Source organism: Bradyrhizobium sp. UFLA05-108, from assembly GCF_059803455.1.
The window spans coordinates 22,603-34,451 of the sequence record NZ_JBANAZ010000088.1 but is presented as its reverse complement, the minus strand read 5'-3'; the positions used below and the strand labels follow the sequence as shown (position 1 = coordinate 34,451).

Genomic DNA, 11,849 nt, shown 5'->3' with positions numbered 1-11,849 from the left:
TCTTCAGTCCTGCCAACTAGACAGACTGAATCACTGGTATCTCTGAGTCGCAACCGCGGCCTTTTTCAACGGAATCGGTCACAAGCCGACATGCCGGGTTCGGTGCCGCGTGTCTGCTCGACCACCGAACGCGGACATCACGGATTCATGAGTACGCCCTAGCTGCGGTAGTAGCGCCACATCCTCAGGAAGGTGCGATGGATCATGTCGGGCGGCTGGTCGAACGGCTCGACATTGATCCGCACCATGTTGGTGTGGCTCATCCGCCAGGGCAGGCGCATCAGCCAGCGCCAGGACGGCTGCTTGCGCCAGTCGGCGACCAGCGCGCTGGTGAGCGGCGCGTTGAGGACTATTTGCAGCTCGTGCACGGTCATCGCGCGTTCGGCGATCTCGACGAGATCGATGCGCTCGATGGCGCGCCACCGGATCAGGCCGAAGGCCTGGACGAAGATGCCGTATTGATTGGCGCCGATGGTGGGACGGCCGGTCTCGAGCAGCGGAATGTTGTAATAGGTGAAGCTGGCTGCAAGCGCCGCGAGCAGGAGCCAGTAGAAAGCGCCGGTGAGGAGGGCGGCGGTGCAGAAGATCGCGGCCAGTGCCGCCGTCACGTAGACGGGGAAATAGGTGTCGTCGCGGCCATAGGCGACCGAGTAGCCACCCACGTTTCCCTCGTTCAGGGTTGCGCTCATGGACGCCAAGGCTACGACCAACACCGGTAAATAAAAACGGCCGCAAATAAAAACGGGGCCGCGAAGGCCCCGTCAAAGTCGTTTCAGCGTGTTGCCGCGATCCTACTTGATCTTGGCTTCCTTGAATTCGACGTGCTTGCGCGCGACCGGGTCGTACTTCTTTTTGACCAGCTTCTCGGTCATGGTGCGCGAGTTCTTCTTGGCGACGTAGAAGAAGCCGGTGTCAGCCGAGGACACGAGCTTGACCTTGATGGTGACCGCTTTGGCCATGTTCAGGACCTCAAAATTGAAGGGAATCTGGAGCCGGCCAAACGGCCCGCGTTGGCCGGCAACCTAGCCACAAACCGCCCAAAGTCAAGGTTTTGCGGCCAGAAACTCGCCCAAATCGGCCCGATTAACCCTCGAAGAACCGGTTTTTCGGCCGCGGCAGGCCCAGATTCTCCCTCAAAGTGGTCCCTTCGTACTCTTTCCGGAAAATCCCGCGCCGTTGCAGTTCCGGGACGACCTTGTCGACGAAATCGTCGAGGCCGGCGGGCAGGAACGGGAACATGATGTTGAAGCCGTCGGACCCGCGCCCGACCAGCCACTCCTCCATCTGGTCGGCGATGGTCTTGGCCGTGCCGACGAAGGAGAGCCCGCCATAGCCGCCGACGCGCTGGGCGAGCTGGCGTACGGTCAGCTTTTCGCGCGCCGCAAGGTCGACCATCCGCTGCCGGCCGCTCTTGCTGGCGTTGGTCTCCGGGATCGGCGGCAGCGGTCCATCGGGGTCGAAGCCGCTCGCGTCCGTGCCGAGGATGACCGAGAGCGAGGCGATGGCGCTGTCGTAGTGCACGCGGCTGTCAAGCAGCGCACGCTTCTCCTTGGCCTCATCGACGCTGTCACCGACCACGACGAAAGCCCCGGGCAGGATTTTGAGATGCTCGGGATCGCGGCCGACCTTCTCCATCCGGCCCTTGATGTCGGCATAGAGCTTCTGCCCGTCGGCAAGGCTCCCGCCGCCGGTGAACACAGCCTCCGCGGTCTCGGCGGCGAGCTGCTTGCCGTCCTCGGACGCACCGGCCTGCACGATGAGCGGCCAGCCCTGGACGGGACGGGCGATGTTGAGGGGACCGCGCACCTTCAGATATTTGCCCTGGTGGTCGAGCACATGCATCTTCAAGGGATCGAAGAACAGGCCGCTTTCGACGTCGCGCACGAAGGCATCGTCTGCGAAGGAATCCCAGAGGCCGGTGACGACATCATAGAATTCTCTCGCGCGCTTGTAGCGCTCGGCGTGCTCCATGTGATCGTCGAGACCGAAATTCAGCGCCGCGTCGGGATTCGAGGTGGTGACGATATTCCAGCCGGCGCGACCGCCGCTGAGATGGTCGAGCGAAGCAAAACGCCGCGCGACGTGATAGGGCTCGTCGAACGTGGTTGAGCCCGTCGCGATCAGGCCGATGCGCTCGGTCACGGCGGAGAGCGCTGACAGAAGCGTGAACGGCTCGAACGAGGTCACGGTGTGACTGCGCTTCAAGGCGTTGATCGGCATGTTGAGCACGGCGAGGTGATCGGCCATGAAGAACGCATCGAACTTGCCGGCCTCGAGTTTCCTGATCAGCGTCTTGATGTGGCCGAAATTGAAATTGGCGTCGGGCCAGGCGCCCGGATAGCGCCAGGCGCCGGTGTGGATTGAGACCGGGCGCATGAACGCCCCGAGCTTGAGTTGCCGTTGTGCCATCGCCCCGTGTCCATGCTGGATGTCGTTCGAGATGACATAGGTGCGGCGCCCGCTTGTGCCATCGGCCACGCGCAGAACAATTTTTTGTTTTTCTCTCGCCCCTCAGCACATTCGTCATTCCGGGCTGGCGCCAAGTGGCGCGCCCCGAAATGACGGGAGGAGGGAGCTTCTCCCTCGAACCGATCGGCGTCCTGGTCCGACCAAGCGATGACTTCGGCCCGTGAGGAGACAGGCAATGGCCAGCGCAATGGCGGTGGACGGTACAATTCGCATCGATCGGCCGATGCCCTGGATCGGCCGGCTGCTGTCGCTGCCGCTGCTTGCGGCGAGCGCCTACCTGCTTTGGAACGTCGCCCTCGGGTTGCGACAGGACCTGTCCGGATTCGGTCGATTGGCCGATGACTGGGTGCCTGTGCTGGTCTTCACGGGTCTTGGCCTTGCGGTCGGCATTCCCGGTCTGATCCTGCTGACATTCCGCTATTTCATCGTTCTGAATGAGACGCTGCGCCAGGTCGTCATCACCAGGCAGTTTGGCCCGCTGAATATCCGCAGCTCGCGCAATCTGTCGGACTACCACCTCATCAGCATCACCGATGACTGCGATGCGGAGCTGACGGTGTACGACGTCAACCTCTGCGGCAACAAGGGCACCACGCCGATCACGCTGTCGAGCTTCACCAGGCGCGAAGACGCGACCGAACTTGCGAACGAGCTCGGTCGCAAGCTCAAGCTTCCGGCACGCGACTATGTCGGCACGGAGCCTGACGCGGACGAGTGATCCGTCTCAGGTCAGCTCAAAATATCCTTCTGCATCTTGCCGCCGTAGAAATGGAAGAACGGCACCGGTGCGTCATGGCGGAGCGGGCCGGTGGCGAGCCGCTTGTCCAGCTCATTGAGCACGTTCCGCGTCATCGGATGCAGGTCGGCGAGCGGCTGTGAGCCGAGCTCGACCCAGACCAGCTCGACCAGCTCGGCATCGGCATGCACCACGCCCTCGACACGATGGGTGATGGCAGAGGCATCCGCGGTGAAGAAGCGCGTGTCGAAGCGCTTGACGCGGCCGGGGGGCGTAATTGCGCGCGCGATCAGGAACAGGCCGGAGGGATCGGGCAGGAGGCCCGCATCGGCAAACGGTTGCCAGGGGCCGTCAAGCTTCGGCGCGTTGCCGTCGTGCTGACGCCCGAGGCAGAGACCGGTTTCCTCGCAGGCCTCGCGGATCGCGGCGATCGCAAGCGATTTTGCACGCGAGGCCTCCGTCCTCGGGCTGCCCTTGAACAGATTGGCCTGAAGCTCCGGCGTGATCGGCGCCGCGCAGGGCACGCGATAGTCGGCCTTGTCGACGCGGCCGCCGGGGAAGACGAACTTGCCGGGCATGAACACCACCTTGTCGTGGCGCTTGCCGACCAGCACTTTTGGAATGGAGCCGCTGCGATCAACGAGGATCAGGGTGGCGGCATCCTTCGGCCGAAAATAAGGATGGTGATCGGGCTCCTTCTCGTCGTGAACCCTTTCTTTTTCCGCCTGCGCCGCTTCAGTCATTTCCTCACCCGAACGGTTTTCTTCATTCTTGTTACACCGGCGGAATACCATCCGGCGGATTGTCGTCAAAGCCGTGCATGCGCAGGGCCCATTGCAGGCCGACCACGGCGCCCTTCACCGGCTGCAAGAGCGCGAGCGAGGCGATGAAGGTGAAGGGGAGATAGGCCGCAAAGCTGATCCAGGCTGGCGTGGTGTAGTTGGTCTCGATCCAGAGGATGCTCGGCACCACGATGTGGCCGACGATGACGATCACGAGATAGGCCGGCAGATCGTCGGCGCGATGCGGCGTGAAGTCGAGCCCGCAGGATGAGCAGTTGTCCGCGGTTTTGAGGAACGCGCGGAACAGCTTGCCCTGGCCGCAACGCGGGCAGCGGCCGCGAAAGCCGCGCTTCATCGCACCCCAGACGTCGCGCTTCTCGACGAGGCCGGTCTCGCGCGTCCAGATCTTTGGCGTGGTGCTCATCGCTTCCATGCCTTGTTCTTTCCCTTGCCTTTCGCGCCCTTGCCCTTCTTGCCCTTGCCGGACTTCTTCTGCTTCTCCGGCTTGCGCCTCGTCTCGGGACTGCGTCCGGGTCGCGCCTTCGCCGCTTTGCGCTGCGGACGAAAATCCCTGCGGCCACGCGGCGCGCTCTCGCCCGCCGACAACAGCTCGAAGCGCAGCGCGCCGGCAATGGGAGCAGCTTCTACCAGACGGACGTCGACGACATCACCCAGCTGATGCATGGCACCGCTGCGCGAGCCGACGAGGGCATGGCGGCTCTCGTCATAGTTGAAATATTCCGTGCCGAGGGATCGGATCGGGATCAGCCCGTCGGCGCCGGTGTCGTCGAGCTTGACGAACAGGCCGGCACGCGTGACCCCGGACACGCGGCCCTGGAAGGTCGCGCCGATGCGATCGGCGAGATGATGCGCAATGAGCCGGTCGACGGTCTCGCGCTCGGCCTTCATCGCGCGCCGCTCGGTGACTGAAATATGCGCGGCGACTTCGCTTAGGGTTTCCGGTGTCTCGCTGTCGGGCAGCGCGCCTTCGCCAAGGCCCAGCGCGCGAACCAGCGCGCGATGCACGACGAGATCGGCGTAGCGGCGGATCGGCGAGGTGAAATGCGCGTAGCGGCGCAGATTGAGACCGAAATGGCCATAATTCTCGGCGGAGTACTCGGCTTGCGCCTGTGCGCGCAGCACCACCTCGCTCACCAGCGGGTAGTAGTCGTGCCCCTCGAGCTGAGCCAGCACGCGGTTGAACAGGGTCGGGCGCAGCGGGCCGCTCTTGGCAAAGGGAACGTCGAGCGTCTCCAGAAACTCCTGAAGCGCGTGGACCTTTTCCAGCGTCGGCTCGTCGTGCACGCGATAGATCAGCGGCAGCGACTTCTTCTCCAGCATCTCGGCCGCCGCGACGTTGGCGAGGATCATGAACTCCTCGATCAGGCGATGCGCGTCCAGCCTTTCGGGTACGACGACGCGATCGACCGTGCCGTCGCTCTTCAGCAGGATCTTGCGCTCGGGCAGATCGAGATTGAGCGGATCGCGCTCGTCGCGGGCGCGCTTGACGCAGGCGTAGGCGGCATAGAGCGGCTTGAGGATCGGATCGAGCAGGGGGCCGGTGGTGTCATCCGGCCGGCCGTCGATCGCGGCCTGCGCCTGCGCATAGTGCAGCTTGGCGGCCGAGCGCATCAGGATGCGATGGAACGAGTGCGAGCGCTTGCGGCCGTCGGGGCCGATCACCATCCGCACGACAAGTGCGCCGCGCGGCTCGCCCGGCACCAGCGAGCACAGATTGTTGGAGATCCGCTCCGGCAGCATCGCCACGACGCGGTCGGGGAAATAGACGGAGTTGCCGCGGTCGATCGCATCACGGTCGAGCGCAGTGCCAGGGCGGACGTAGAAGCTCACATCCGCAATCGCGACATTGACGATGAAGCCGCCCCTGTTGTTGGGATCCTCGTCTGCTTGCGCATGCACCGCGTCGTCATGATCCTTGGCATCGGGCGGATCGATGGTGACGAGCGGGACGTCGCGCCAGTCCTCGCGCCCTTTCAGGTTCGCCGGCTCCGCAGCTTCCGCATCGCGCATCGCGCCTGGGGAGAATTGCAGGGGGATGTCGTGGGCGTAGATCGCGATCAGGCTGATCGCCTTCTCCGACTTGACCGAGCCGAGCTTTTCTTTCACCCGACCCGAGGCCAGGCCAAAGCCGCGCGAGCGCACGATGTCGACGCTGACGAGGTCGCCATCCTCTGCGCCTTGCGTCTCGGTCTTCGCAATGTTGAGTTCACGGTCGGCAAATTTCTTGTCGACCGGTACGAGCCGTCCGCCGCCCTCGGGCAGGCTGCGGAAGACGCCGAGGATGCGGCTCTTGGCCTTGTCGATGACCTTGATGATGCGGCCGCGCCAGGCGGGGCCTTCGGTCTCGTCGGAGCGCTCGATGCGAAGCAGGGCGCGGTCGCCGACGCCGGCCGCCGTGCCCGGCTTCGGCCGGCGGGGCATCTCGATGAGGATTTTCGGCGGTTCGCCGCTCTCGACCTCGTCCCATTCGGCGGGGGAGGCGATCAACTCGCCATCGGCGTCGCGGCCGGTGATGTCGGCGAGGAGCGTTGGCGGCAGGCTGTCCGGCTCCGAAACCTTGTGGCGCTTCTTCTTGATGATTCCGTCATCGGCGAGCTCGCGCAGCATGCGCTTGAGCTCGATGCGGTCGGCGTTCTTCAGGCCGAACTCGCGCGCGATCTCGCGGGTTCCGACGTTTCCATGATTTGCCTTGATGAAGGCGACGATGGCGTTCCGGTCGGGAAAGCCATGGTCATTCTTACGTTTCACTTAACCTCTAATTCTTGCCGGCACTCTTCTTGGCCGGTGCCTTGGCCGCGGCAGATCCCTTGGTCGGCGACGTCTTGGCCGTCGACGACACGGCTGCGCGTGCCTTGCTGGTTGATTCAGATTTCGTTTTGGCCGCGGCTTTTTTCGCGGCCGGTTTCTTTGCTGGCTTGGGCGGATCCTCGCCCTCGGCAGTCTTTGCCGTGGTCTTGGTCGCCTTCGCCTTCTTTGCTTTGGTCTTGCCGCCACCTTTGGCCGCGCGCTCGTCGATCAGCGCGATAGCCTGGGGCAGGGTGATCGCGTCCTTTTCGAACTCGGCAGGGATCGTCGCGTTGACGCCACCTGCCGTGACATAGGCGCCGTAGCGGCCGCTCTTCACGGTGACGGTGCCGAGCGTCGGGTGGTCGCCGATCGCCCTGCCGGGGTCGGCGCCGAAGCGGCGGCTCGGGCCCTTCGCGACCTTCTCCGCGATCAACGTCACCGCGCGGTTGAGGCCGATGTCGAACACCTCGTCGCCGGCTTCCAGGCTGGCGTACGTCTTCTCGTGCTTCACGAATGGCCCAAAGCGGCCGAGACCGGCGGTGATCGGCTGACCGGTCTCCGGATGCTTGCCGATTTCGCGCGGCAGCGACAACAGCTTTAGCGCAAGCTCGAGGTCGACATCGCCGGGCGAGGTGCCCTTCGGGATGCCGGCGCGCTTCGGCTTCTCGCCTTCCTCATAGTCCTTCTGCTCGCCGAGCTGGATATACGGCCCGAAACGGCCGGCCTTCACCCAGACGTCGAAACCGGTGTCGGGATCCTGACCGAGCGAACGGTCAGCGGTGGTCTCGCCGTCCGCGGCGAGCTGGCGCGTGTAACGGCATTCCGGATAGTTCGAGCAGCCGACGAAGGCGCCGAACTTGCCGGCTTTCAGGTTGAGCCTGCCGCTGCCGCAGCTCGGGCACTGCCTGACGTCGCCGCCATCGGCGCGGGGCGGATAGATGTGCGGCCCCAGCATCTCGTCGAGCACGTCGAGCACCTGCGCGACGCGCAGATCCTTGATCTCGTCGACGGCGCCGATGAAGTCGCGCCAAAAGTCCTTCAGCACCTGCTGCCAGGAGATCTCGTTGTTGGAGATGCGGTCGAGCTGCTCCTCCAGACCCGCGGTGAAGTCGTATTCGACGTAGCGGCTGAAGAAGCTCTCCAGGAACGCGACCACGACGCGGCCCTTGTCCTCGCCATGCAGGCGCTTCTTCTCGAGCTTGACGTAGCCGCGGTCCTTCAGGACCTGGAGGATCGAGGCATAGGTCGAGGGCCGGCCGATGCCGAGCTCTTCCATGCGCTTGACGAGCGAGGCTTCCGAGAAGCGCGGCGGCGGCTCGGTGAAATGCTGGGTGACGGACAGCGACTGGCGCTTGACGGCCTCGCCCTCGCTCATCGCGGGCAGGCGGCGAGAGTCCTCGTCCTCCTCGTCGTCGCGGCCCTCCTGGTAGAGCGCCAGGAAGCCGTCGAACTTGATGACCTGCCCGGTGGCGCGCAGCTCCAGCGTGCGGGCGCCTGCCTTTGCCGTGATGTCGACGGTGGTGCGCTCCAGCTCAGCCGCTTCCATCTGGCTCGCGATGGTGCGCTTCCAGATCAGCTCGTAGAGCTTGGCCTGGTCGGCGTCGAGCTTGCGGGCCATGCTGGCGGGACGGCGGGAGAGGTCGGTCGGGCGGATCGCTTCGTGCGCTTCCTGCGCGTTCTTGGCCTTGGTCTGGTACTGGCGCGGGCTGTCCGGCACGTAGGCGTTGCCGTAGTCCTCGCCGATCACCTTGCGCGCCTGGGTGATTGCTTCACCCGCGATCTGCACGCCGTCGGTACGCATATAAGTAATAAGTCCAGTGGTCTCGCCGCCGATGTCGATGCCCTCATAGAGCCGCTGTGCGATCCGCATCGTATGCGCGGGTGCAAAGCCGTATTTGCGGCTGGCTTCCTGCTGGAGTGTCGAGGTCGTGAAGGGCGCCTGCGGATTGCGCCGGGCGGGCTTGGCATCGACCGCGGTCACCGCGTAGGTAGCCAGTTCCAGCGCCTTCTTGAAGTCTTCCGCTTCCGCGCCGGTGCCGATGTCGAGCCGCTGGATCTTCTTGCCGTCGGCGCCGACGAGACGAGCCTCGAAGGCGTCGCCGCGCGGCGTCAACAGGGTTGCGATCAGCGACCAGTATTCACGGGCGACGAATTTCTCGATCTCGAGCTCGCGGTCGCAGACGAGGCGCAGCGCCACCGACTGCACGCGGCCGGCCGAGCGGGCGCCCGGCAGCTTTCGCCACAGCACGGGGGAGAGGGTGAAACCGACCAGATAATCCAGCGCGCGGCGCGCCATGTAGGCGTCGACCAGCGCACCGTCGATCTGGCGTGGATGCTTCATCGCTTCCGAGACCGCCTGCTTGGTGATGGCGTTGAACACCACGCGCTCGATCTTCTGGTCCTTCAGCGCGCGCTTCTCTTTCAGCACCTCAAGCACGTGCCAGGAGATCGCCTCGCCCTCGCGATCGGGGTCGGTGGCCAGAATCAGGCGGTCGGCGCCCTTCAGGGACTTGGCAATGTCATTGAGCCGGCCGGCAGCCTTGGGGTCGACCTCCCAGATCATCTTGAAATTTTCGTCCGGATCGACCGAACCGTTCTTCGCCGGCAAGTCCCGGACATGGCCGAACGAGGCCAGAACCTCGTAGGACGAGCCCAGATACTTGTTGATCGTCTTGGCCTTCGCCGGCGACTCGACAATGACGATATTCATGTAGTTCCAGTAACTTACGGGAGAAATCTAGGCCAAATTCGAAGGGACTCGGGTCGGCCGTTTCGTCCCGAACATGGGTGGTGAGGCCGTCCCTGTCAAATCGAGCGGTGTTGAACGGGCCGAAAATGAGCAAAGTTTCATATCGCGAAAGTTGTATAATACCGCCTTTGAGTTGTGGGGTGGGCGGCGTAGAGTCGAAGGTGGGCAAGGATTCGGATGGGGTCTGGTGACGAAACCAGCAAGGAAGCGGCCGCCGACCGCGTCGGCCGGAGGAAAGCGTTCGCGGAGCGAGGAACCGGGCGAGGGCGGGGCGGACGAAGCTGTCGCGTTCATCGCCGAGCAGGTGGCTCAGTTGCGCCAGATCGCCGAGCGCCACAGGCTCGACGTGCTGCATTATCTCCTCGGCATGACCCAGTTAGAGGCCGACGAGCACATCCGCCTCCGCAGCAAGCGCAAGCTGTCGTGAAGCTCGGAGCGGGCCACGTTCTCCGATGTCATGAAAGCAGGACTGCCGTAGGGTGGGCAAAGCTTTCGCCTTATCGAAGAGCGAAGGCGAAAGTGTGCCCACCCTTCTGCCTCCCTTGCGTCGACGGAATTGGTCGGCACGCTTCGCTTTGCCCACCCTACAGCGGCTGCATGAGCGGCGCGCCACTGCTTCCACGTCGTCATTTGCTGCGGCTGCGGTCTACATGTCCGTCACGCGATAGACGCACGCTGCTCCCTCGACACCCCGAAGCGGTGCGTCGAACGCGACGACGTTGCGACCGGCGAGAAGTTGACTTACCCCGGGTGCCGCATAGAGCGCTTCCGAAAGGCAAATTTCCCCGGCGCCGGCCAGCGCTTGGACACGCGCCGCCACATTCACGGTCTGTCCGAAATAGTCGAGGTTCTCGTTCAACGTGACCGCGATCGAGGGACCGCAATGGGCTCCGATCTTCAGGATGATGCTGGGATCGCCATGCTCGGCATTGTAGCGCTCGATATCAGCCAGAATGTGCAGCGCGGCCGAGACGGCATCGGCCGGGCGCGAGAACACGGCCATCACGGCGTCGCCGATCGTTTTGACGATCGCGCCCGAGTGCTGCTGAACGGTTGAGCCCAGCAGGGCAAAGTGCTCGCGTACCAGCGCATAGGCGTTGAGGTCGCCAAGCCGCTCGTACATGGCCGTCGATCCCTTCAGGTCCGTGAACAGCAGGGTCACCTGCCTGATGCCGAGGCCTTCCTTCTCATCGACACGCTCCGACCGGAACAGTCGTCGGAAAGTCTGTCGGGCGAGCAGCATGCCGCCTGACAGATAGGGATCGAAGTCGAGCGCGGGCTTGACCGTCTGCGCCAGGATCTCGGGCGGCCAGTTGATCAGAAGCAAGGAGCCGCGTGTCGCAGAGCTATTTTCCACCTCAACCACCACCGGCCCGGGCGGCACGGCGGATGCGAGCGGAGAAAAACGGCGTCCATCATACTTGATTGGCAAGCGCGTCGGAGCCGATGCGGGCTCGCCCACCACATTCACTGCGAAGCTGGCCTGGGTCTGCACATTGACGCCTGCAAGCGCGCCGGGGCCGAGCTCGACCATGAGCGACGTTGTGGAGCCCGGAGGCAAGAACGACAAGCCGCGAACGAGACCGCGCAGGACGTCAAGAAAGCGGATCGGCTGACCCGGCAAGCGCCCGTCGGTGAGAAAGCGGGCCTTCCAGTGGAAATCCTCGACCGAAAGCGACGCCAGATCGTGGAAGGGAAGCCTTCGAAGCTGCGGGGAAACCGTGAAAGTCACTTCGATGAAGTCATCGAGGTCCGTGTCGCCAGAGACATCGCACAGGCCGCAGACATAGTGGGTTTTCAGGGTTCGCAAGGCGCCGAAACTGTCGAGCACCATGCCGGACTGGGGGCAGACGACATCCCAGCTCATGTCGAACAGACCGCTCCGCGCGGCATGGAGAAACAGGTCGATGCTCTCTGCTTCGCTGATGGCGCGGTCGCGCGCAAAGGAAAGCGGATTGATGCGATAAAGCGAGAGGTCGTCGCCACCCCGGATCAAGCTTTCGAATTTGGAGATGACGCGCGGGCTCCAGGACCGGGCCTGCTCGACCTCGGTCATCTTGCTTTCGAGCAGCCTCTCTTGAACGTGATGCATTTTCCCACCCAAGTCGTCGACGAGGTTGGACTTCACATGTCAGCGAAGATGGCACCATCTTCCGGCCGTCCAAGAGTAGCATAAAACCCCAGGGACAAATGCATGCTTTGGGGCGGGACTGCGCGAGCAACTATCTATTAATCGTGAGCATTTGCCTCTCGTGTCTTTTGCGTGAGTAGCGTCTAGGTTGTGAGCGACGTTGATTGAAAGCAA

The 11,849-nt window shown here is 63.8% G+C and carries 10 protein-coding genes; 2 read left to right on the top strand and 8 right to left on the bottom strand.

Annotated features, from left to right (window positions below; genetic code table 11):
* Positions 1-158 precede the first annotated feature (158 nt).
* From SO140_RS40130 to SO140_RS40120, 3 genes are all read right to left on the bottom strand, one after another.
* Positions 159-662 (bottom strand): hypothetical protein, encoded by a 504-nt coding sequence (locus tag SO140_RS40130; RefSeq protein WP_449380913.1) that lies wholly within the window; start codon positions 660-662, stop codon positions 159-161.
* A gap of 129 nt (positions 663-791) precedes the next feature.
* Positions 792-959 (bottom strand): 50S ribosomal protein L33, encoded by a 168-nt coding sequence (gene rpmG, locus SO140_RS40125; RefSeq protein ID WP_449380912.1) that lies wholly within the window; start codon positions 957-959, stop codon positions 792-794.
* A 124-nt stretch (positions 960-1,083) separates the two neighbouring features.
* On the bottom strand, positions 1,084-2,409 hold the full coding sequence (locus SO140_RS40120) for an LLM class flavin-dependent oxidoreductase (protein ID WP_449380911.1): 1,326 nt from the start codon (positions 2,407-2,409) through the stop codon (positions 1,084-1,086).
* A gap of 235 nt (positions 2,410-2,644) precedes the next feature.
* On the opposite strand from SO140_RS40120, the gene SO140_RS40115 reads away from it, so the two are divergent.
* Positions 2,645-3,187 (top strand): hypothetical protein, encoded by a 543-nt coding sequence (locus SO140_RS40115; RefSeq protein ID WP_449380910.1) that lies wholly within the window; start codon positions 2,645-2,647, stop codon positions 3,185-3,187.
* A gap of 11 nt (positions 3,188-3,198) precedes the next feature.
* Here the strand turns inward: SO140_RS40115 and SO140_RS40110 are convergent, their stop codons facing one another.
* The 4 genes from SO140_RS40110 to topA are packed head-to-tail and all read right to left on the bottom strand — an operon-like array spanning position 3,199 to position 9,505.
* On the bottom strand, positions 3,199-3,948 hold the full coding sequence (locus SO140_RS40110; RefSeq protein WP_449380909.1) for an NUDIX hydrolase: 750 nt from the start codon (positions 3,946-3,948) through the stop codon (positions 3,199-3,201).
* 31 nt (positions 3,949-3,979) lie between these two features.
* Complete coding sequence (locus SO140_RS40105; RefSeq protein WP_449380908.1) at positions 3,980-4,420, bottom strand: DUF983 domain-containing protein; 441 nt, start codon at positions 4,418-4,420, stop codon at positions 3,980-3,982.
* Positions 4,408-6,756: a ribonuclease R gene (gene rnr / locus SO140_RS40100; RefSeq protein ID WP_449380907.1), complete on the bottom strand. Its 2,349-nt coding sequence runs from the start codon at positions 6,754-6,756 to the stop codon at positions 4,408-4,410. The genes SO140_RS40105 and rnr overlap by 13 nt, the downstream gene beginning before the upstream one ends.
* Before the next feature lie 7 nt (positions 6,757-6,763).
* Positions 6,764-9,505, bottom strand: a complete 2,742-nt coding sequence (topA, locus tag SO140_RS40095; protein WP_449380906.1) for a type I DNA topoisomerase — start codon at positions 9,503-9,505, stop codon at positions 6,764-6,766.
* Positions 9,506-9,731: 226 nt separating this feature from the next.
* On the opposite strand from topA, the gene SO140_RS40090 reads away from it, so the two are divergent.
* On the top strand, positions 9,732-9,971 hold the full coding sequence (locus SO140_RS40090; RefSeq protein ID WP_449380905.1) for a hypothetical protein: 240 nt from the start codon (positions 9,732-9,734) through the stop codon (positions 9,969-9,971).
* 219 nt (positions 9,972-10,190) lie between these two features.
* On the opposite strand, the gene SO140_RS40085 is transcribed toward SO140_RS40090, so the two are convergent.
* Positions 10,191-11,636, bottom strand: coding sequence for an adenylate/guanylate cyclase domain-containing protein (locus SO140_RS40085; RefSeq protein WP_449380904.1), 1,446 nt, complete (start codon positions 11,634-11,636; stop codon positions 10,191-10,193).
* Positions 11,637-11,849: the final 213 nt, after the last annotated feature.